Source organism: Pandoraea sp. E26, assembly GCF_000681415.1.
GTDB lineage: Bacteria > Pseudomonadota > Gammaproteobacteria > Burkholderiales > Burkholderiaceae > Pandoraea > Pandoraea pnomenusa.
On the sequence record NZ_AYXJ01000027.1, the window covers coordinates 143,645 to 161,209 of the forward strand.

A 17,565-nucleotide genomic window follows, 5' to 3' on the forward strand; every position below is an offset into this window, starting at 1 on the left:
ATTAGCCCTGACCCGTCAGCGTCTGCCAAAGCAACAGGCCGTTGAGTACGACGATCGCACTTGCGATGCCCCACGCGGCGATCGACAGCGCACCGCGAACGCGCCATTCCCCCATCAACGTCGCGTCCCCCGCAAACCGCACGAGTGGTATCACCGCGAACGGCAGCTGTAGGCTCAGCACCACCTGGCTGAAGACCAGCAAAGCCGTGGTTCTCGCCTCGCCGCCATGCCCGACGATGAGCAGCGCCGGCACCAGGGCGAGCGCGCGGGTGATGAGCGCGCGTTGCCACGGCTTCATTCGCAGATTCAGAAAACCCTCCATCGTGACCTGCCCGGCCAGCGTTGCCGTCACCGTCGAGTTCAGGCCGCATGCGAGCAACGCAACGGCGAACATGGCACCCGCCCACTGGTTGCCTAGCAGGGGCGCGAGGAGTTTGTGGGCGTCGCCCAACGACTCCACCGACGTGTTGCCGCTGGCATGGAAGGCAGCGGCAGCCAGAATCAGCAGGGCGGCGTTGACGAGGAACGCGAAGCCAAGCGAGAGCGTGGTGTCCCAGTGTGTGGTGCGCAATGCACGCGCGAGGGCCGGACGAGTCCGCTCGGGCAAGGCCTCACCTCGCATGCGCAGCAAGGCCGAGTGCAGATAGAGGTTGTGAGGCATGACCGTGGCGCCGAGGATGCCCGTGGCCAGCCAAAGCATCCCCGCCTGCGCGACGATCTCGGCGCGCGGTCGCAGGCCGTGTGCGGCGGCACGCCAGTCAGGGTGGGCCAGCGACAACTGGGCGACGAAGCATCCCGCAGTGAGCAGAATCAGCGCAGCGACGGCGCCTTCGAGGCGGTGTTGTCCGAAACCTTGCAGGCCGAGCATGGCGAAGGCCAGGGCGCCCGCCACCACGACGCCGATCGGCAGAGACACGCCGAACAGCAGTTGCAGGGCGACCGCGCTGCCAACGATCTCGGCGAGATCGCATGCGATGATCGCCGTCTCGCACAGCCCCCATAACGCCAGCGAAGTCCGGCGGCTATACTGGCTACGTGAGAGTTGCGCGAGATCGCGCCCGGTGACCAATCCGACGCGCGCCGCGAGCCACTGAAGCAACAATGCCATCACGCTCGAGAGCAGTACGACGCTCAGCAGCGTGTACCCGTATCGGGCACCCCCGGCAATGGCCGTGGCCCAATTGCCCGGATCCATATAGCCTACGGCGATGAGCGTGCCCGCCCCGGCGAATCCCATCCATCGCTGCGGGCGACGCGGCGTGCGGTTCCGAGGGTCGGGCGGCGGCCCCCATTCGGGATTGAGTAAGGGATAATCGCGGCTTTGCATGGCGGTCACCGATCCGAGCGGCGCCCGTAGCGCCTTTATTTAAATGATAATCATTATCATTTGAGTGTGTGGTTTTATTTTTCAATGTGTTGGATAGACAGAGACGAAGGGATGCCTGATTTGACGGTGGTGGACGATTCGATTCCGGTCATTACGGTGGATGGCCCGACGGCATCCGGCAAGGGCACGGTGGCACACCGTGTGGCGGATGCGCTGGGCTTTCACTACCTCGACAGCGGCGCCCTGTATCGGCTCACCGCGCTGGCGAGCGCGCGTCACGGCATCGACACGGACGACGTAGGGGCGCTGACAGTGCTGGCCGAGACGCTCGACGTGCGGTTCAAGGACGAGCGAATCTGGCTGGCGGGCGAAGATGTGACCGATGCCATCCGTGCCGAGGCGATCGGCAACCGGGCGTCGGGCATTGCCGTGCACAAGGCGGTTCGCCAGGCGCTCACGGCGCTCCAGCGGGGATTCAAGACCGCGCCGGGGCTGGTGGCGGACGGCCGCGACATGGGGACGGTGATCTTCCCGGAGGCCGAGTTGAAGGTGTTTTTGACGGCCACCCCGCAGGCTCGTGCCGAGAGGCGGTATAAGCAATTGATAGAAAAAGGATTTTCTGCTAACATAGACAGTCTCATGCTGGATCTTGAGGCGCGTGACGCGCGGGATCGTACCCGTGCAGAGGCGCCGTTGCGACCGGCAGAGGGTGCGCGGGTGCTCGACACGTCGGAGCTCAACGTCGATCAGGCGGTGGCTCAGGTGCTCGAATGGTTCGCGCAGGTGCAGTACCCGCAAGGCGCTTGACCGGATGTTTCATGCAGTCATCCGGCCCGGCTTTGTTTAACCTTTAACCCAACCGTTGTACGTTAGCGTCAACCCCCTCGGGAGACGGACGTCAGCGGCGTAATCCACTTTTATGTCCGACCTGCAAACCTCGACCAACGAATCTTTCGCGGCGCTTTTCGAAGAGTCGCTCTCCCGTCAAGACATGCGTGCTGGTGAAGTCATCAGCGCAGAAGTCGTTCGGGTTGACCACAACTTCGTGGTCGTCAACGCCGGCCTCAAGTCCGAAGCGTACATCCCCATCGAAGAATTCCTGAATGATCAGGGCGAGGTCGAAGTTCAGGCCGGCGATTTCGTTTCCGTGGCGATCGACGCCCTGGAAAACGGCTACGGCGACACCGTGCTGTCGCGCGACAAGGCCAAGCGTCTGGCCTCGTGGCTGCAACTGGAAAAGGCCCTCGAATCGGGCGACCTCGTGACCGGTACGATCACCGGCAAGGTCAAGGGCGGCCTGACCGTGATGGTCAACGGCATCCGCGCATTCCTGCCGGGTTCGCTGGTGGACACGCGTCCGGTCAAGGATACGACCCCGTACGAAGGCAAGACCCTCGAATTCAAGGTCATCAAGCTCGACCGCAAGCGCAACAACGTTGTGCTCTCGCGCCGCGCCGTGATCGAAGCCACCCAGGGCGAAGAGCGCGCCAAGCTGCTCGAGACGCTCAAGGAAGGCGCGATCGTCAAGGGCGTGGTCAAGAACATCACCGACTACGGTGCGTTCGTTGACCTCGGCGGCATCGACGGCCTGCTGCACATCACCGACATCGCATGGCGTCGTGTGCGTCACCCGAGCGAAGTCCTGTCGGTTGGCCAGGAAGTCACCGCCAAGATCCTCAAGTTCGATCAGGAGAAGGGCCGCGTCTCGCTGGGCGTCAAGCAACTCGGCGAAGATCCGTGGGAAGGCATCGCTCGCCGTTACCCGCAAGGTACCCGCCTGTTCGGCAAGGTCACCAACATCACCGACTACGGCGCATTCGTCGAAGTGGAATCGGGCATCGAAGGCCTGGTCCACGTGTCGGAAATGGATTGGACCAACAAGAACGTTGCGCCGACCAAGGTTGTCCAGCTGGGCGACGAAGTCGAAGTCATGGTGCTCGAGATCGACGAAGACCGTCGTCGTATCAGCCTCGGCATGAAGCAATGCAAGCCGAACCCGTGGGATGACTTCTCGCGCAACTTCAAGAAGGGCGACAAGATCAAGGGCGCCATCAAGTCGATCACCGACTTCGGCGTGTTCATCGGTCTGCCGGGCGGCATCGACGGCCTGGTCCACCTGTCGGACCTGTCGTGGAGCGAAGCCGGCGAAGAAGCCGTTCGCAAGTACAAGAAGGGCGACGAAGTCGAAGCCGTGGTTCTGGGCATCGACGTCGAGAAGGAACGCATCTCGCTGGGTATCAAGCAGCTCGAAGGCGATCCGTTCAACACCTTCGTGGCGATCCACGACAAGGGCTCGATCGTCGACGGTACCGTCAAGGCTGTCGATCCGAAGGGTGCCGTCGTGTCGCTGGGCGATGACGTCGAAGGTTACCTGCGCGCTTCGGAAATCTCGCACGACCGTGTGGAAGATGCCCGCAACGTGCTCAAGGAAGGTGATGCCGTCAATGCAATGATCGTCAACATCGATCGCAAGTCGCGCAACATCAACCTGTCGATCAAGGCCAAGGATTCGGCTGAACAGCAAGAGGCAATGAGCAAGCTGTCGTCGGATAGCTCGGCAGCGAGCGGCACCACGAACCTGGGTGCCCTGCTCAAGGCCAAGCTGGACAGCCAGAATCAGTAAGGTCCAAGGCCTATGACCAAGTCTGAATTGGTCAACCAGTTGGCGGCGCGGTTTCCCCAGTTGGTGCTCAAGGACGCCGATTTCGCGGTGAAGACGATTCTCGACGCGATGGCCGATGCGCTCGCGCGCGGTCATCGAATCGAAATCCGCGGATTCGGCAGCTTCGGGCTCAACCGTCGGCCACCGCGCGTCGGCCGCAACCCGAAGTCGGGCGAGAAGGTGATGGTGCCGGAGAAGTTCGTGCCGCACTTCAAGCCCGGCAAGGAGTTGCGAGAGCGGGTTGATCACAAGGCGTCGGACCAATAAGGCCCTTTGGGATCTACTACGCAAGAAAAGCGCCTTCGGGCGCTTTTTTTGCGTCTGGCGTTCGTGGCGCGCGCGAGTGCCGATGCCGCGCGCGCACAATCGACGCAAATGCGAAGCGGCATGCAGTAACGACGCCTCGCGGGGCACATCCGGTACAATACGCCCACGTGCCGGCACGGCGCGACGGCGGGTCCCGATCCGGCGTGCGCGAGCCGCTCAAGTTGCAAAACATACGGCAATCCTGCCGCAGGAGCCTTTCGGCATGAAGCTGATTGTTTGGATCATTCGTCTCATCGTGTTCGTGGTGTTGCTGTGTCTCGCGCTCGCCAACACGGGCGAAGTCACGTTGAACCTGTTCCTGGGCCACACGTGGACGGCACCGCTCATCATGATCGGCCTGGCGTTCTTCGTGGTGGGCGGCGTGATCGGCGTGCTCGCCACCTTGCCGAGCCTGATGCGGCAGCGTCTGGAACTGCGCCGCACCCGGCGCGACCTGGCCCGTGCGCAACGTGACCCCGAGGCGAGCGATCAGCCGCCGATGCTGCCCCCGGTCTAAGGCGACGACACTCCCCCTCACCGACTGTTTCAACGACAACACGCATTCATGGAATTCGAGGTCTGGTGGCTATTGGCCATCCCCGTGATCTTCGGCTGCGGCTGGGTAGCCGCGCGCCTGGATCTGCGCAGCCTGCTCTCGGAGAGCCGCAATTTGCCCGCGTCCTATTTCCGCGGGCTCAACTTCCTGCTCAACGAGCAGCCGGACAAGGCCATCGACGCATTCATCGAGGTGGCCAAGCTCGATCCCGAGACGACGGAACTGCACTTCGCGCTGGGCAGCCTGTTTCGCCGTCGGGGCGAGACGGAGCGCGCCATTCGCGTGCATCAGAATTTGCTCTCTCGCGACGATCTGCCGCAAGCCGATCAGGAGCACGCGCTCTACGAGCTCGGTCACGACTTCCTCAAGGCCGGTTTGCTCGACCGCGCCGAAGACGCCTTCGGTCGCCTGCACACGGGGCCGTTTGCGAAGGCGGCACAGCACGCCAAGCTCACCATCTACCAGATCGAGAAGGAGTGGCACAAGGCGCTGAGCGAGGCCGAAACCCTCAGTGAGCTCGACCCCGCGGTGTCGTATCGCAAGGAGATCGCGCAGTTCCATTGCGAGCTGGCGCAGGAAGCGCTGCAGCGCAAGGAGGTGGATGCCGTCGTGCGCGAGCTCGACGCCGCCCTCGCCGTGAATCCCGCGAATGTGCGCGCGCCGCTGCTGCGCGGCGACATGCTGCTCTCCGCCGGCGACGCCGAAGGCGCGTTGCGTGTGCTGAGCACCATCGAGCAGCAGAACCCGGTGTATCTGGGGCTGGCGGCCAAGCGCCTGATGCGCGCTTACGAAGCCCTGGGGCGTGCGCCGGAAGGACTGGCGGTACTGCGCGACGCGCTCAACAGGAATCCGTCGGACGATCTGCTCGAGATCGTGTACGAGAAGACGGTGGCGCTCGAGGGACCGGAAGCCGCGCTCGCGCTGATGCGCGAGCAGATGCACCGGGCGCCGAGCGCGCCGGGCATGGCTCGCCTGCTCGAGGCGCATGCCGCAACCGCCCATGGCGACACGCAGTCGGATCTGCAGCTCATGGGCAAGCTCATCACGCAGCGCACCAAGTCGCTGCCGCGCTACGTCTGCGACCAGTGCGGCTTCCGCGCGCGATTGTTCTATTGGCAGTGCCCCGGCTGTAACGGCTGGGAGACGTATACGCCGCGACGTGCCGACGTGCCGGCGGCCTCCTAATTTTCTCAAGTTCGCGCAATCATGAAAGTCACCATCATCGGCTCCGGTTACGTCGGCCTCGTTACGGGCGCCTGTCTGGCAGACGTCGGCAACGACGTGTTCTGTCTCGACGTCGATCCGCGCAAGATCGAAATCCTGAACAACGGCGGCGTGCCGATTCACGAGCCAGGGCTGCAGGAAATCATCGCCCGCAATCGCAAGGCCGGCCGTCTGCAATTCTCGACGGATGTCGAGGCGTCGGTCGCGCACGGCGACGTGCAGTTCATCGCGGTGGGTACGCCGCCGGACGAGGACGGCTCGGCCGACCTGCAATACGTCGTTGCGGCGGCGCGCAACATCGGACGCTACGCCACGAACTTCAAGGTGATCGTCGACAAGTCGACCGTGCCGGTCGGCACCGCGGACAAGGTGCGCGCGGCAGTCGCCGACGAACTTGCCAAGCGCGGCGAGGACGTGTCGTTCTCGGTCGTCTCGAATCCCGAGTTCCTGAAGGAAGGGGCGGCCGTCGAGGATTTCATGCGCCCGGACCGCATCGTGATCGGCGTGGACGACGACGCGCAGGGCCAGCAGGCGCGCGCGATGATGAAGCGGTTGTACTCGCCGTTCAACCGGAACCACGAACGCACGCTGTACATGGACGTGCGCTCGGCCGAGTTCACCAAGTACGCGGCCAATGCCATGCTGGCGACGCGGATCTCGTTCATGAACGAGCTCGCGAATCTGGCCGATCGCGTGGGCGTGGATATCGAGGACGTGCGTCAGGGCATCGGCTCTGACCCGCGTATCGGTTATCACTTCCTGTATGCCGGCTGCGGCTATGGCGGTTCATGCTTCCCGAAGGACGTACAGGCACTCGTGCGGACAGCCGAGGACTACGGTCTGCCGCTGCGCATCCTGAATGCCGTCGAGGCGGTCAACGAAACCCAGAAGGCGGTCCTTATCGACAAGATCGTCGCGCGCCTTGGCAACGATCTGTCGGACAAGACGTTCGCCCTTTGGGGGCTGGCGTTCAAGCCGAACACCGACGACATGCGCGAGGCGCCGAGCCGTCGTGTGATCGCGGAGCTGGTGCGTCGGGGCGCCCGCGTGCGCGCCTACGATCCGGTGGCCCTGGAAGAGGCGCGTCGCGTGATCGCGCTCGACTTTGCCGATGATCCGGCCGGACACGCCCGCATCGAATTCTGCGCGACGGAAGACGACACGCTGACGGGCGCGGACGCGCTCGTGATCGTCACGGAGTGGAAGGCCTTCCGCAGCCCGGACTTCGCCAAGATGAAGTCGGCACTGTCGCTTGCGCTGATCTTCGACGGTCGCAACCTGTACGAGCCGCAGACCATGCAGGAGCTGGGCATCGAGTACCACGGCATCGGCCGCGGCCAGCACGACACCGTCTGAATCGCGAGGATCGACGAATGACTTTGACGGCAACTTCGCTTTCTCGCACGGTGCAGGCGCCCGGCGTGCCCACGGTGTCGCGTGAGGCGTTCCACCGCGCGCGCGTGCTGATCGTCGGCGACGTGATGCTCGATCGCTATTGGTTCGGCGACGTCAATCGCATTTCGCCGGAGGCGCCGGTGCCCGTGGTGCACGTCAAGCGCAACGAGGAACGTCTGGGCGGCGCGGCGAACGTGGCGCTCAACGCCACGTCGCTGGGGGCGCAGGCCGGGCTGCTGTGCGTGCTCGGCGAGGACGAGCCCGGCGAGCGGGTGGTCGATCTGCTCGACGCGAGCGGCGTGACGGCGTTCGTCACGCGCGATGCGGATCTGTCGACCACGATCAAGCTGCGCATCGTGTCGCGTCAACAGCAATTGCTGCGCATCGACTTCGAGAATCAGCCGGCGCGCGAAGTGCTGCTCGCCGTGCTCGATCAGTATCGCCAGTTGCTGGCGAACTATGACGTCGTGTTGCTCTCCGATTATGCGAAGGGCGGCCTGACGCATGTCCAGCCGATGATCGAAGCGGCGCGCAAGGCGGGCAAGCCCGTGCTCGTCGATCCGAAGGGCAGCGATTACGAGCGTTATCGGGGTGCCACCATCCTCACGCCGAACCGCTCCGAATTGCAGCAGGTCGTGGGCGAATGGCATTCGGAAGACGATTTGACGGTTCGCGCGCAGAATCTGCGCGAATCGCTGGGGCTCGAAGCGTTGTTGCTCACGCGTTCGGAAGAGGGCATGACGCTCTTCACCCAGAACGGTGCGCTGCACGTCCCGGCCCAGGCACGCGAAGTGTATGATGTGTCGGGCGCGGGCGACACCGTGATTGCCACGCTCGCCGCCTCGCTCGCCGCCGGTCTGCCGCTTGCGCAGGCGGTGGTGCTCGCCAATCGCGCGGGCAGTATCGTCGTGGGCAAGCTGGGCACCGCGACCGTGGATTACACCGAACTCTTTTCCGATCTGACATGACCATCATCGTCACCGGCGCCGCCGGTTTCATCGGCGCGAACCTCGTCAAAGCCCTCAACGAGCGCGGCGAGACCGACATCGTGGCGGTCGACAACCTCACACGCGCCGACAAATTCCGCAATCTGGTCGATTGCGAAATCAGCGACTACCTCGACAAGACCGATTTCGTCGCGCGTTTCCAGCGCCGCGAGTTCGGTCGCGTGCGCGCGATTTTCCATGAAGGCGCCTGCTCCGACACGATGGAGACCGACGGCCGCTACATGATGGAGAACAACTTCCGCTACACGCGCGCGTTGTTCGAGGCGTGCCAGACGCAGACGGTGCCGTTCCTCTACGCGTCTTCCGCGGCGACGTACGGCGCCTCGGAAACGTTCGTGGAATCGCGCGAGTACGAGAAGCCCCTCAACGTCTACGGGTACTCGAAATTCCTCTTCGACCAGATCGTGCGTCGCGCCATGCGCGAGGCGGGCGGCAAGCTGCCGAGCCAGGTGGCGGGGTTTCGCTACTTCAACGTGTACGGCCCGCGCGAAGCGCACAAGGGGCGCATGGCCTCGGTGGCGTTCCACAACTTCAACGAGTTCCGCGCCAACGGCCGCGTGAAGCTCTTTGGCGAGTACAACGGCTATGCGGCGGGCACGCAAAGTCGCGACTTCGTGTCCGTCGAGGACGTGGTCAAGGTGAATCTGCACTTCTTCGATCATCCCGAGCGAAGCGGCATCTTCAACCTCGGCACGGGCCGCGCGCAGCCGTTCAATGACATTGCGGTCGCCGTGATCAACACGTTGCGCGAAGAGGCCGGCGAGGCGCCGCTCTCGCTTGACGAGATGGTGCGACAGGGGCTCGTCGAGTACATCCCGTTCCCCGACGCGCTGCGTGGCAAGTATCAGTGCTTCACCCAGGCGAGCGTCGAGCATCTGCGCCAGGCGGGTGGGTATCAGCAGCCGTTCTATACGGTCGGTGAGGGCGTCTCGCGCTACGTGCGCTGGCTGTTGGCCCAATAGGCAAACGGGCCAACAGGCACGGGCCCGATGCCATCCCTGGCGATGGCGGGACCGAAGTCTCGACGGGGAGCCGCATGGCTCCCCGTTTCGTTTGGCGCGCCGGGATATGTCATCCGTGCGCAGTCTCGGGCGTTAAGGGAGTATCGGGGGTGTCCCGAGGTGGGGATATTGTCCCGAGTGACCTTACAGGGAATACATCATGCTTCGCAAACTCTTGCTGGCGGTGGTTACCTTTTTCACCCTCTGCGGCCTGGCCATGGCCGCTGTCGACATCAATACCGCCGATCAGGCGCAGCTCGAATCGCTCAAGGGCATCGGACCGGTCAAGTCCAAAGCCATCATCGACGAACGCAATGCCCACGGGCCGTATAAGGATGCCGCCGACGTCGCCAGGCGCGTGAAGGGCCTCGGCACCAAGTCCGTCGCCACGCTCCAGAGCGAAGGCATGACGATCAATGGTCAGGGCGCGGCGCCTGCCGTACCGGCCCCTGCGGCGAAGACCCCTGCGACGACGGCACCTGCCGCGCCGGTCCCCGCGACGAAGCCCCCTGCGGCGACGGCGCCTGCCGCTCAGGTCCCTGCCACGACGGGCCGTCCGGCGCCGCCAGCCATGCAGCAGACCCCGGCAGCGCCGGGCAAGCCGGCCACGCCTGCCGCCACGCCCGCCACGCCCGCAATGCCGCCGAGCGCCACCCAGCATACGCCCACGCCGGTGCCCGCCGCCGGTTCGACGGCCAAGCCGGCGTCCCCGGGCGCTACCGCCTTGCCGGGCGCCGCGTCGGGACCTGCCGCCGCCGATGCGAAGGGTGGCAAATCGAAGAAGTCCAGGGCCGACAAGGCCGGGGGTGTCGCGCCAGGTGCCGCGTCCGCGCCTGCAGCCGCACCCGCATCGCCTGCGGCACCGGCCGGTGGCCCGAAGTCGAAGAAGTCCAAGACGGACAAGACGGACAAGACGGACAAGGCCGCGGCATCGGCGGGATCCGCGCCGACGGCGACCGGTGCGGCGCCGGCGAAGTCGTCGAAATCGTCGAAATCGAAGAAGGAGAAAGCGCCGTCGGCCGCGAGTGCGCCGAAGGTCTGAGGCCCGTCGGGGCGCCGGGCGGTCGCACTTGCGGCGCCCGGCCGTCACCTCGCTACGAGCGCGGTCATGGCCGGTGGATTAGAATGCTTCGATTCCCGACCGAAAAAGCTTAGCGCAATGGCCTACAAGACTATCGAAGACACCATCGGCAATACGCCGCTGGTGCAATTGGTGCGTTTGCCCGACGACGAAATCCGCCGCCGCAACAACGTGATTCTCGGAAAGCTCGAGGGCAATAACCCGGCGGGTTCGGTGAAGGACCGCCCGGCGCTGTCGATGATCAAGCACGCCGAATTGCGCGGACGCATCAAGCCGGGCGACACGCTCATCGAAGCGACCTCGGGCAATACAGGCATTGCGCTGGCCATGGCCGCGGCGATTCGCGGCTACAAGATGATCCTCATCATGCCGGAGGATCTGTCCATCGAGCGCCGTCAGAGCATGGGGGCTTATGGCGCCCAGATCATCCTCACGCCGGTCAAGGGGGGCATGGAATATGCGCGTGACCTCGCCGAGCAGATGCAGCGCGACGGGCGCGGCATCATCCTCGACCAGTTCGCCAATCCCGACAATCCGCTGGCGCATTACGAGACGACGGGCCCGGAAATCTGGCGCGACACCGAAGGCCGCATCACGCACTTCGTCTCCGCGATGGGCACGACGGGCACCATCATGGGCGTGTCGCAATACCTGAAGGAGCAGAGCGACGCCGTGCAGATCATCGGCGCGGAGCCGGCGGAAGGCTCCCGCATTCCCGGCATCCGCAAGTGGCCGGAAGCCTATCTGCCGAAGATTTTCGATCGCGCTCGCGTGGATCGCACCGTGTCCGTCACGCAGGCGGAAGCCGAAATCATGGCGCGGCGCCTCGCGGCGGAAGAGGGGATCTTCTGCGGCATTTCGGCCGCCGGCGCCTGCCAGATCGCTTTGAATCTGGCGCACGAGGTCGAGAACGCGACCATCGTGTTCGTGGTCTGCGATCGCGGCGACCGCTATCTGTCGACGGGGGTGTTCCCCGCGTGATGTGGGGGACGATGCCGGTGCGGTGCCTGCGCCGCGTCACGAAAAACGGGACCCGAGGGTCCCGTTTTGTTTTCCGGCCAACGCCGTTCTCAGGGGGCGCGTGCCGCCTTGATCGCGTCGGCGAGGTCGTACACCGACATCGCGTAGAAGAAGCTCCGGTTGTAACGCGTGAGCACGTAGAAATTGTTCAGGCCCATACGATATTGCGTCGGCTGGCCCGGCGTCGGCAGGTCGACGATGAGCACCGGCGTGTCGAGCTTCGCCCCCACGTCGAGCCGTGGCTCATTCATCAGCATGCCTGCCTTGATGAAGTCGCCGAGTTTCCAGTGCGGCTCCGGTTGTCCGTCCGCGCCGGCCTCGGCCAACCCCTGGCTGCCCCGATCATTGGCGATATTCCAGACGACAGGTTGACCGGCCTGCCAGCCATGTTGCTTGAGGAAGTTCGCAACGCTGCCGATGGCGTCCGCCACGTCGGTCGTCAGATTGATCTTGCCGTCGCCCGAGAAGTCGACGGCGTAGTTGCGAATCGACGAGGGCATGAACTGCGGAATGCCGATGGCGCCCGCATATGAGCCGTAGATGCTGAAGGGGTCGACACCGCGCTCGCGGGCGTACAGCAGCAGGTTCTCCAGCTCGGTGCGGAACAGCGCCATGCGCTCGGATCGGTTGCGCGCGGGCGGGTAGTCGAACGCGAGCGTGGTGAGCGCGTCGATGGTGCGGAAGTTGCCCATGTGGCGCCCGTAGATCGTCTCGACGCCGATGATGGCGACGATGATTTCCTCGGGCACGCCGAATTGCTGGGCTGCTCGCGACAGCGCGGCCGCATTCTGATTCCAGAAGCGCACGCCGCCATTGATGCGCGTGTTGTCGAGGAAATTCTTCTCGTAGCGGGTCCAGTTTTTCTGGCCGGGCGTGGCGGGCGGCGCGGCCAGGCGAGCGGCCGTTTGCGAGAAGACCACGCGTGAGAACACGCGCTGCAACTCGGCGCGATCGAAGCCGTCACGCGCCACGATGTCGTTGATGAACGCGTCGACTTCGGGATTGGCCGCGTAGCGCTGCGGCACGACTTCCTCCTCGAACTCGGTCTGCGCAACCTGCTTGCCGCGTGTCTGCGCATGCGCGGCGGTCGTCGTGAGCGCGAACGTGCCGAGGCACAGCGACAGGACGACGCCGAAGGTGCGTGCAGTACGCGAGAACGCAGCGCGTGTTGAGTGCCGGGGCGAGCCAGGGGCGTCGGTCGCGCGGCAGGGGTTGCCGGCCATTTCCGGTCGAGGTGCGAGGCGCGAGCGCGCCGGCGAGAGTGAATCGTACATCCGTACCGGTGATGTCATGCTGTCTGTCAGGCCTGTATGAAGTCCGAATGCGGCGCCGCCGGGGAACGATGGTCGCCGCGTTAGTCGCGTCGATGCCGGGATCGGTGCGCATCGATGTCGCGTGACGCGCGGTTTTGACAAGGGCATCGACCATTCATGCCAGTTACTGCCGTCCCGAATTTCGGGAGAACGGCCGTTGCCGGCTGACACGGGTCTGCTGGGAGACTGCTTGGCAGTATAACCGAGTGCACCTGTGATACCTTAAGGCCTGTGCGCTGTCGGTGACAGTGCTCATGGGGAATGCCGGCCATCGGCAAGCGTGTGCGAGTGATGTTTCATGCTTGCGTGCCGCGTTTGCCAGGGGGCTGCGTCCGGCCGCTACCGGACTTGCGACACCACGGCGCGGCGGGCATTCCCCGCCCGTCCCACGATAACGATTCGAAGCGATAGGCGACACAAGGCATGGCTACCGGGTTTTATACGCATCCCGATTGCGTCCGTCACGAAATGGGCGAGTGGCATCCCGAATGCCCCGAACGACTGCGCGCCATCGAGGACCAGTTGATTGCCGGGCGCATCGACGGCCTGCTCGAACGCCGAGAAGCGCCGGCGGCCGACGAGGCCAGCCTGCGGCTCGTGCACACGCAGGACCACATCGACTTCATTCGCGACAACATTCCCGAGTCGGGCTATTTCCCGATCGACCCCGACACGCTGCTCAATCCGTACTCGTGGCGCGCAGCCACACGTGCGGCGGGCGCGGCTGTCGCGGCAACCGATGCCGTCATTCGCGGCGAACTCGACAATGCGTTCTGCAGCGTGCGTCCGCCGGGGCACCATGCCACGCCGACGCGGGCCATGGGGTTCTGCCTGTTCAACAACGTGGCCATCGCCGCCGCGCACGCGCTCGAAGTGCACGGGCTTTCGCGCGTGGCGATCATCGATTTCGACGTGCACCACGGCAACGGCACGGAAGCGACGTTCGCCAACGACGAGCGTGTGCTGATGTGCGGCATCTTCCAGCATCCGTTCTATCCGTTCTCCGGCGCGCTTGATCCGGCGCCGAATATGCTTAACATCCCGCTTGCCGCGCGCTCTTCCGGCATGCAGGCGCGCGAAGCGATCGACCTTGGCTGGCTGGGGCAACTTGACGCGTTCCGCCCGGAAATGGTCTTCATTTCGGCGGGATTCGACGCGCACCGCGAAGACGATCTCGGCGGGCTGGGTTTGACCGAAGCCGACTTCACCTGGATCACGGAGCGGGTGAAGGCCGTTGCCGACCGTCATGCGAAGGGTCGCATCGTGAGTTGCCTCGAAGGCGGCTACAACCTCTCGGCGCTCGGGCGCAGCGTCGTTGCGCATCTGAAGGTGCTCGCCGACGTCTGAGAGCTCGCGGCGGCAACCCTTCGCGGCCGCGCACACACGGCACAGGAGACAACCATGACGGCAACCGACCTTTCGGCGGACCTCTCGGCGACGCCCGAGCCTCTCGTGCTTGTGACGCGCGGCGAGGGTGACCTGGCCGGCGTGGTGACGCTCACGCTCAATCGACCGCGTCAGTTCAATGCGTTGTCCGAAGCGATGCTCGATGCGCTCGGGCGCGCCCTCGACGTGGTGGCGAGCGACGCGAGCGCGCGCGTGGTGGTGCTGGGCGCCGCGGGCGCCGCGTTCTGCGCGGGACACGATCTCAAGGAGATGCGCGCCGAGCCGTCGCTCGACTACTACCGCAAACTGTTCAATCAGTGCACCCGCGTGATGCTGACGATGCAGCGCATGCCGCAACCGGTCATCGCACGTGTGCACGGCATCGCGACCGCCGCGGGCTGTCAACTGGTGGCGATGTGCGATCTGGCGGTTGCCACCTCGGTGGCGCGGTTCGCCGTTTCCGGCATCAATGTCGGCCTGTTCTGCGCGACGCCGGGCGTGGCGCTTTCGCGCAACCTCTCTCGCAAGCAGGCCATGGAGATGCTGCTCACCGGCGACTTCATCGACGCGCAAACGGCGCGCGAGCGGGGGCTGGTCAATCGCGTGGTGGCCATGGAGCGGCTCGATGCGGAAGTCGCGGCGCTGTGCCGCTCGATTCTTGCCAAGCCCGCGGCTGCGGTGGCGGCGGGCAAGGGGCTGTTCTACCGGCAAGTCGAAACCGGTATCGAAGCCGCGTATCAGATGGCCGGGCAAACGATGGCTTGCAACATGATGGACGCGTGCGCGCTCGAAGGCGTGCAGGCATTCATCGAGAAACGCCCGCCCGACTGGGCAAAGCCGCCGACGGCCTGAGACATTGGCGCCCGCGCGTCACCACTGCTTTTCGAGCACAAGCGGCCCGGGCGTGGCGGTACGGCTCACGGCGTAGCCGCGTTGCGTGAACCAGGCGCGCAATTCCTTGATCATGTCCGGGTTGCCGCACACCATGATGCGCGACGTGGCCGGGTCGAGCGTCGCCCCCATCGCCTTTTCCAGTTCCCCCGAGTCCAGCAATGACGTGATGCGCCCCGACAGCGCACCGGGCGTTTGCTCGCGCGTGACGCTGACGGCGAAATGCAGCTTGCTCACGAGCGACGGATCGACGTCGGGATGCGAGAAATGCTTCAGTTCCTCGTAGTAGGCGAGGTCTCGCTCCCATCGCACGCTGTGCACGAGGAAGATGCGCTCGAAACGCTGCCACACGGTGGGGTCTCGCAGGATCGATACGAACGGTGCGAGGCCGGTGCCCGTGGCGAGCAGCCAGAGATCGTCGCCCCCCGTGAAACGATCCAGCGTCAGAAAGCCATAGGCGGTGTGATCGACGAAGAGCTCATCGCCGACCTCGAGTTGCGACAGGCGCGGCGAGAGTTGCCCGCCCGGCACCGTAATTGCATAGAACTCCAATGTATCTTCCGCGGGCGAATTCACGAAGGAGAACGCTCGCCAGATCAGCTGTCCGTCGTCGCCAGGCAGTCCCAGTCGCACGAACTGGCCCGGCGTGAAGGTCAGGCCGGCGGGGCGCGTCGTCTTGATGCTGAAGATCGTCGGCGTCCAGAAATGCATGCCGGTGACCGTTTGCGGCGAGTACTTCGTCTGCGATTGCATGCCGGGGGCTCCTCGCGATTCCACACCGCTTCAGTGTAACGCGCTGCGCGATACGACGCGGCGAGACCCTCCTCGCATGCTGGGTTCCGGAGGCGGCGGGCGTCGCGTCCCGCCCCGTCGCGTTCAGCCGTTGCCGTGGGCGCCCAACGCGGCCTGCCGGGGCACTGACGGCGCGGCTGCCATCGATGGTGCATCGGGCAGATGACGTAGCAGCCACTGCGTCAACTCGTCGATGACCGTTTGCCTGTCGAGGTCGTTGAGCGTTTCGTGAAAGCCCCCGGGATAGAGGCGCAGCGTCTTGTCTTTCGAGCCGGCATTGCCGTGAAATTGCTCGCTCGCCCAGGGGGCGGTGAGCCGGTCGGCGGTGCCGTGAAACACGTAGAGCGGCAATTGCAGGGCATCGGCGTTGGCATGGATGCGCGCCATTGCGTCGAGCAGTTCGGCGGCGGTGCGCGCCGGGGTGCCGCGATAGGCGTTGAGCGGGTCCTGCCTGGCGGCCTCGACGACGCGCTTGTCGCGCGAGATGAGCGCCGGATCGACCTTGAAGACGGGCACTTTCGGCAGCCAGCGCGACACCCATCGGCCTGCGGCCATCATCCATGGCGCCACCGGCTCGCCGGGGCCGAGCGCCGGGCTGCTCAGCATCAGTCCGCGTACGTTCGCCGGCGCGCGCGTAATCGCGTACAACGCCGCGATCGCGCCCCCCATGCTGTGGCCGAGCAGAAAGAGCGGGGTCGGGCCGAAGGTCGTGCGCACCTGGGTGAGAAAGATCTCGGTGTCGTCGAGATATTCGTCGAATTGCTTGACGAAGAGGCGGCTGCCGCCGGAGCGGCCGTGTCCGCGCAGATCGTACGCGACCGTGGCGATGCCCAACGACGCGAAGTGTCCGGCCAGCGACGCATAGCGGGCGCCATGTTCGCCCATGCCGTGCACGATGGCGACGACGGCGCGCAGCGGCGCGTGGGTGTCGGCGGGCCGCCACGTGTGCATGTGCAGCATAAGGCCGTCGCTGGCCTGCAGACGCGATTCCTGATACGAAACCGTCGAATTCGGCATGGTCATGTCTCCTCCTGACGCGCTGGCGTGGCCGCCGTCGCCGGGACGCCGTGACGTCGTGACGTCGTGACGTCGTGACGTCGACTACGACCGCGGCGGCCCGACGCCGGCGTGGCGATGATCGGGTGCGCCATTCGATCATAGACGTGCGCGCGGCGGGGTGTTTTCTCTAGAGGAAATGCACCACGCCGGCACTGGCTGTGCGTCACGATTTGCATAAAAATAGCACGATCGTTCGGGGCCGGGGCGACGTCGGGGAGCGCTTGTCCGCCGAGGGCGGACGCCACTATCGCGAAGACCCGTCAGGCTCGGCAAGTCGGGAAGACATCGGAATGCGCCGTCATGACTCGTGCCACAAAATGCCGCAAATTCGCAATAAATGCGTCGTTCATCGTGTGGTTATAATGGCAGCGGATTGACGTAAACGTAAACTTGGAGCGAGTTCACATGAAGATCCTGGTACCGGTCAAACGGGTAGTGGATTACAACGTAAAGGTTCGCGTGAAGAGCGACGGCAGTGGCGTCGACATTGCGAACGTGAAGATGTCGATGAATCCGTTCGACGAGATCGCGGTGGAAGAGGCGGT

16 protein-coding genes and 1 pseudogene are annotated in these 17,565 nt (G+C 64.8%); 13 read left to right on the forward strand and 4 right to left on the reverse strand.

The annotated features are described in order from the left end of the window. Position 1: 1 nt before the first annotated feature. Complete coding sequence (locus tag W930_RS27855) at positions 2-1,327, reverse strand: Nramp family divalent metal transporter (RefSeq protein ID WP_048806551.1); 1,326 nt, start codon at positions 1,325-1,327, stop codon at positions 2-4. Positions 1,328-1,438: 111 nt separating this feature from the next. On the opposite strand from W930_RS27855, the gene cmk reads away from it, so the two are divergent. From cmk to cysM, 10 genes are all read left to right on the forward strand, one after another. Beyond that, positions 1,439-2,134 (forward strand): (d)CMP kinase, encoded by a 696-nt coding sequence (cmk, locus tag W930_RS0117125; protein WP_023597150.1) that lies wholly within the window; start codon positions 1,439-1,441, stop codon positions 2,132-2,134. A 112-nt stretch (positions 2,135-2,246) separates the two neighbouring features. Continuing rightward, positions 2,247-3,950: a 30S ribosomal protein S1 gene (gene rpsA, locus W930_RS0117130; RefSeq protein ID WP_023597149.1), complete on the forward strand. Its 1,704-nt coding sequence runs from the start codon at positions 2,247-2,249 to the stop codon at positions 3,948-3,950. A gap of 12 nt (positions 3,951-3,962) precedes the next feature. Beyond that, positions 3,963-4,256 carry an integration host factor subunit beta gene (locus tag W930_RS0117135; RefSeq protein WP_017232087.1) on the forward strand — a complete coding sequence of 98 codons (294 nt, stop codon included), beginning with the start codon at positions 3,963-3,965 and terminating at the stop codon, positions 4,254-4,256. Positions 4,257-4,518: 262 nt separating this feature from the next. Further along, positions 4,519-4,812 (forward strand): lipopolysaccharide assembly LapA domain-containing protein, encoded by a 294-nt coding sequence (locus W930_RS0117145; protein ID WP_023597148.1) that lies wholly within the window; start codon positions 4,519-4,521, stop codon positions 4,810-4,812. Between the two features lie 48 nt (positions 4,813-4,860). After that, positions 4,861-6,036: a lipopolysaccharide assembly protein LapB gene (gene lapB / locus W930_RS0117150; protein WP_023873456.1), complete on the forward strand. Its 1,176-nt coding sequence runs from the start codon at positions 4,861-4,863 to the stop codon at positions 6,034-6,036. 21 nt (positions 6,037-6,057) lie between these two features. Beyond that, positions 6,058-7,431, forward strand: a complete 1,374-nt coding sequence (locus tag W930_RS0117155) for a UDP-glucose/GDP-mannose dehydrogenase family protein (RefSeq protein ID WP_023597146.1) — start codon at positions 6,058-6,060, stop codon at positions 7,429-7,431. 17 nt (positions 7,432-7,448) lie between these two features. Continuing rightward, positions 7,449-8,438, forward strand: a complete 990-nt coding sequence (gene rfaE1 / locus W930_RS27860; RefSeq protein ID WP_023873457.1) for a D-glycero-beta-D-manno-heptose-7-phosphate kinase — start codon at positions 7,449-7,451, stop codon at positions 8,436-8,438. Then, the gene (gene rfaD / locus W930_RS0117165) at positions 8,435-9,439 is read left to right on the forward strand and encodes an ADP-glyceromanno-heptose 6-epimerase (protein ID WP_023597144.1); all 1,005 of its coding nucleotides are present in this window, start codon (positions 8,435-8,437) and stop codon (positions 9,437-9,439) included. Before rfaE1 ends, rfaD begins: the two co-directional genes overlap by 4 nt. Before the next feature lie 199 nt (positions 9,440-9,638). After that, positions 9,639-10,520, forward strand: a complete 882-nt coding sequence (locus W930_RS27865; RefSeq protein WP_023873458.1) for a helix-hairpin-helix domain-containing protein — start codon at positions 9,639-9,641, stop codon at positions 10,518-10,520. Between the two features lie 117 nt (positions 10,521-10,637). Further along, complete coding sequence (cysM, locus tag W930_RS0117175) at positions 10,638-11,540, forward strand: cysteine synthase CysM (RefSeq protein WP_023597142.1); 903 nt, start codon at positions 10,638-10,640, stop codon at positions 11,538-11,540. Positions 11,541-11,629: 89 nt separating this feature from the next. Here cysM and mltB read toward each other — a convergent pair whose 3' ends face one another. Beyond that, positions 11,630-12,871 carry a lytic murein transglycosylase B gene (gene mltB, locus W930_RS0117180; protein WP_224785305.1) on the reverse strand — a complete coding sequence of 414 codons (1,242 nt, stop codon included), beginning with the start codon at positions 12,869-12,871 and terminating at the stop codon, positions 11,630-11,632. A 444-nt stretch (positions 12,872-13,315) separates the two neighbouring features. Here mltB and W930_RS0117185 point away from each other — a divergent pair, with 444 nt between their 5' ends. Further along, complete coding sequence (locus W930_RS0117185) at positions 13,316-14,239, forward strand: histone deacetylase family protein (protein WP_023597140.1); 924 nt, start codon at positions 13,316-13,318, stop codon at positions 14,237-14,239. Positions 14,240-14,293: 54 nt separating this feature from the next. Continuing rightward, complete coding sequence (locus W930_RS0117190; protein WP_023873459.1) at positions 14,294-15,130, forward strand: enoyl-CoA hydratase; 837 nt, start codon at positions 14,294-14,296, stop codon at positions 15,128-15,130. Between the two features lie 18 nt (positions 15,131-15,148). Here the strand turns inward: W930_RS0117190 and W930_RS0117195 are convergent, their stop codons facing one another. Beyond that, positions 15,149-15,922: a ferredoxin--NADP reductase gene (locus tag W930_RS0117195; protein ID WP_023597138.1), complete on the reverse strand. Its 774-nt coding sequence runs from the start codon at positions 15,920-15,922 to the stop codon at positions 15,149-15,151. Positions 15,923-16,045: 123 nt separating this feature from the next. After that, entirely contained in the window at positions 16,046-16,978 is a 933-nt protein-coding gene (locus W930_RS27870) for an alpha/beta hydrolase (protein ID WP_235195553.1), read from the reverse strand. Between the two features lie 447 nt (positions 16,979-17,425). Between W930_RS27870 and W930_RS29695 the strand changes: the two are divergent. Then, positions 17,426-17,565 (forward strand): annotated as a pseudogene (locus tag W930_RS29695) (electron transfer flavoprotein subunit beta/FixA family protein); the annotation flags it as partial.

Excerpts from the sequence above, each read along its gene's own strand:
- W930_RS0117195 (WP_023597138.1), bottom strand. The coding sequence starts at position 15,922 with ATGCAATCGCAGACGAAGTACTCGCCGCAAACGGTCACCGGCATGCAT.
- W930_RS27865 (WP_023873458.1), top strand. The coding sequence starts at position 9,639 with ATGCTTCGCAAACTCTTGCTGGCGGTGGTTACCTTTTTCACCCTCTGC.
- W930_RS0117135 (WP_017232087.1), top strand. The coding sequence starts at position 3,963 with ATGACCAAGTCTGAATTGGTCAACCAGTTGGCGGCGCGGTTTCCCCAG.
- mltB (WP_224785305.1), bottom strand. The coding sequence starts at position 12,871 with ATGACATCACCGGTACGGATGTACGATTCACTCTCGCCGGCGCGCTCG.
- rpsA (WP_023597149.1), top strand. The coding sequence starts at position 2,247 with ATGTCCGACCTGCAAACCTCGACCAACGAATCTTTCGCGGCGCTTTTC.
- W930_RS0117155 (WP_023597146.1), top strand. The coding sequence starts at position 6,058 with ATGAAAGTCACCATCATCGGCTCCGGTTACGTCGGCCTCGTTACGGGC.
- cmk (WP_023597150.1), top strand. The coding sequence starts at position 1,439 with ATGCCTGATTTGACGGTGGTGGACGATTCGATTCCGGTCATTACGGTG.
- rfaD (WP_023597144.1), top strand. The coding sequence starts at position 8,435 with ATGACCATCATCGTCACCGGCGCCGCCGGTTTCATCGGCGCGAACCTC.
- W930_RS27870 (WP_235195553.1), bottom strand. The coding sequence starts at position 16,978 with ATGCCGAATTCGACGGTTTCGTATCAGGAATCGCGTCTGCAGGCCAGC.
- W930_RS0117145 (WP_023597148.1), top strand. The coding sequence starts at position 4,519 with ATGAAGCTGATTGTTTGGATCATTCGTCTCATCGTGTTCGTGGTGTTG.
- rfaE1 (WP_023873457.1), top strand. The coding sequence starts at position 7,449 with ATGACTTTGACGGCAACTTCGCTTTCTCGCACGGTGCAGGCGCCCGGC.
- W930_RS0117185 (WP_023597140.1), top strand. The coding sequence starts at position 13,316 with ATGGCTACCGGGTTTTATACGCATCCCGATTGCGTCCGTCACGAAATG.
- lapB (WP_023873456.1), top strand. The coding sequence starts at position 4,861 with ATGGAATTCGAGGTCTGGTGGCTATTGGCCATCCCCGTGATCTTCGGC.
- W930_RS27855 (WP_048806551.1), bottom strand. The coding sequence starts at position 1,327 with ATGCAAAGCCGCGATTATCCCTTACTCAATCCCGAATGGGGGCCGCCG.
- W930_RS0117190 (WP_023873459.1), top strand. The coding sequence starts at position 14,294 with ATGACGGCAACCGACCTTTCGGCGGACCTCTCGGCGACGCCCGAGCCT.
- cysM (WP_023597142.1), top strand. The coding sequence starts at position 10,638 with ATGGCCTACAAGACTATCGAAGACACCATCGGCAATACGCCGCTGGTG.